Annotated in this window: 3 protein-coding genes; all 3 read right to left on the bottom strand. The window is 33.5% G+C overall.

The window, feature by feature from the left end:
* On the bottom strand, positions 1-1,170 hold a 1,170-nt coding region (locus KSO91_RS16775), incomplete at its 3' end, for an O-antigen ligase family protein (RefSeq protein WP_238744169.1).
* A gap of 74 nt (positions 1,171-1,244) precedes the next feature.
* Complete coding sequence (locus KSO91_RS16770; protein WP_238744168.1) at positions 1,245-2,306, bottom strand: glycosyltransferase family 4 protein; 1,062 nt, start codon at positions 2,304-2,306, stop codon at positions 1,245-1,247.
* A gap of 89 nt (positions 2,307-2,395) precedes the next feature.
* Positions 2,396-2,887, bottom strand: a 492-nt coding sequence (locus tag KSO91_RS16765) for a hypothetical protein (protein ID WP_238744167.1), incomplete at its 5' end; no start/stop codon positions are given.

Below are 2,887 nucleotides of genomic sequence, written 5' to 3'. Positions count from 1 at the left end.
AGATACTAATTTTTTATTACTAAACATATAACTTAAGAGCAATGGTAAATACATTAAAATCATCGACGGAGCTCCTCCAGCCATAAAAAAAAGCATAATCAGCGAATAGATACATAAACCTAAAAAACAAATAAGCTGCCGCGCTGATTTAAAATTGCTTGAACTAAAGTGAATAAAATAGGGAAGTGATAAAAGAAACAGACCAACTACACCTTGTTCTATTAGCGTATCTAAAAACACATTATGTGTGTACAGAGCCAAATGCAAACTATAATAGTAGTCACGCATCGAATAGGTCAACATTTTGGGGCCTACACCAAATACCCAATTATGAGTGAATACATCCCAACCATTCTCAAGCAAAGATTGACGATGGTAGTTAGATACCCACAATGCCTTTTCTTCATCTAAATTAAACATCTCATAATCGCTATATTCAAAAAATCTGAACCCAGAAAAATCAAAAATCTCGGGCTGCGTAAATAAGGAAACTAACAAGATAGAAAGACAAAACAATACTCCCCAGCGGAAAAGTAATTTTGAAGCAGCACAAATGTAAACAAATAAGACAAGATGAAAAGCCAATATACCTTTCCGTTCCAATGATAATAACAAAAAGGGGTATAGTAAAAATAAAACGCTTAGGTATTTTTTATCTTCAAAATAGAAGCTATAAGTTAAAATCAAAACGCCGGTGAGTCCAAAAATATACTTAGCATCACCTAATGATTTATAGCGATAGAAGTGTCCATGTGCAAAATGATATAGAACTACAAAAAAACAAATAATAAGGAGTGTTTTTATGAAAATGTCTCTAAATTTTTCTGGGTACATTACTGATTGGCTATACACAATTACGATAGTCATTAAAATCAAGGACCATTGAAAGGTTGCAAGCAAAGCTTTAAAAAGACCGGATTGCCATAAGGCATTAATTAAACAGTAAAGGAGAAATAGCATCAGATATGCAAAACCTTTAGGTAAGAACAACTGAACAACACCGTGATGTAAACAAACAACAAACAACCCAATAATTGTAAATGTCATTAAATCTGCCAAGCGTAATATCAATCCGCCTACTGGAAAGCGAAAATCGGTAAAGTACATTGGCACTACTGCAGCTGAAAGAAATAACAAAATAATTGACAAGTTTTGAAGACGAATGTTCACAAGAGCTCTCTTTAATCTTTTATCTGTGGTTTAAAAACATATACTTGTGCAAATCTAGTCTAGGCACGATAACTCTATGAAAAATTACTTAAAAACTCATTTCTTAACTCATTTTCAATCGAATCCCATCTGAATTTAGTGATAGATAAAACTGATGCTTGGCCGGAGTCCGATAAGGCATGTTGCAGCGCTCTTTGTATTCCGTCAGGATTATTTGGATCAAAATAATACGCCGATTCCCCCATGATTTCTCTAAACACCTCAATATCAGAACAGCAGGCACGTGTTCCGCATGCAGCAGATTCAATTAATGGCATTCCAAAACCTTCTAAAAGTGATGGACTAACAAAAATTTTAGTATTTTGATACAGATTAATTAATTCAGCTTCATCAATATGATCGATGAAGGTTATATTTCTTAAATTACGTGAACTAGAAGAATCGATGTAACGCATTATAGAAGGCAACGATCCTAAGTCTCTACCGATCAAACACGTTTTAGTGTCAAATGGAAATTTCTCAATTGCTTTAATAAGATTTAAGTGGTTTTTACGCTTTTCATAGGTCGCTACATAAATAAAATCATAGACAGCCTCATTTCCATCTTTCTTGGTGTAGTCGTCTGTAATACCATTATAAGAAACAAATATACTTTCTCGGAGAAGCCCACACTTACAAATAATATCATCTTTAGAAAATTCGCTTACTGTCACAACTTTATAAGCAGTTCGTAACTGCCAACGTTGGAATAATGAAGATAGTGTGCCAAGTCCTCCTCTAGCAAATTCAGTCCAATTTCTAAGATCGTGTATTAATTGATAATGAAAGTGCTTGATACCGCAAAAAAGAGGTATTGGTTGAAAATCAGAGTAAAGCACACCTTTAGGTATCCGTAATAAGGTCCAACTTAAATGTAACCATGAAACCAGTCTCTGTATCTTCGAGTTATATGCTTTTATGTATATGACTTTAGATTCGTCACACCAGTCTGGGCGCTCCCCCTGTTGCACAATAATATATACATCTAAGTCCGAAGACCTAATCAGGCGCTTTCCGAGCTCATCAAAACGCTTATTGGCACCCGTTATTCTGTTTTTTAAATAATACAATGATGTTAAATATAACGGTTTTTTCAAAACAATCCCTTATAAAAATATGCGCTATCAATAAATTAATAGACTTAAAATGTAAGTTAATCATGCCCAAAAACATAATGATCTATAAATTACTTTAAAACTCGGCACATCAATATTGCCAAGAAATAAAATATTTTACTTTTAAAATCAGATCCATATGCATCAACAAGCAGTGTGAGTTCAGATAGTTTTGGTAAACAGAGAGAAAAATATTGCTTCCTGTCCTGTTTATCTTTTATTTTTAAACCTTTTAACATTAAAATTAGTGCACGTTGCTGTAGAAGAGAAACCAATGCTTTTTGATTAGGAGAAACATCAATTACTTGTTGTACTGCAGTAATAACATTGATTAACAGATGCGAATATTGCGATGACCTAGCTGCAGTAATTGAGTTTTCACGTTTACGATAATAAACTAAACAACTATCCAACCGCACACTACGTTTTGCTTTTGCAAAGGCATGAACGGTATAAAACATATCCTCATAAACCATCCCTTTTGGGAAAGTTAAATTTGCTATTACAGATTTCTTATACAGCCGTATCCATACGAAAAAACCTGTTTTAAAAGGTATTAAATT

It is taken from the genome of Psychromonas antarctica (assembly GCF_022267535.1).
Lineage (GTDB): Bacteria > Pseudomonadota > Gammaproteobacteria > Enterobacterales > Psychromonadaceae > Psychromonas > Psychromonas antarctica.
This window is presented reverse-complemented; position numbering and strand designations above follow the sequence as displayed.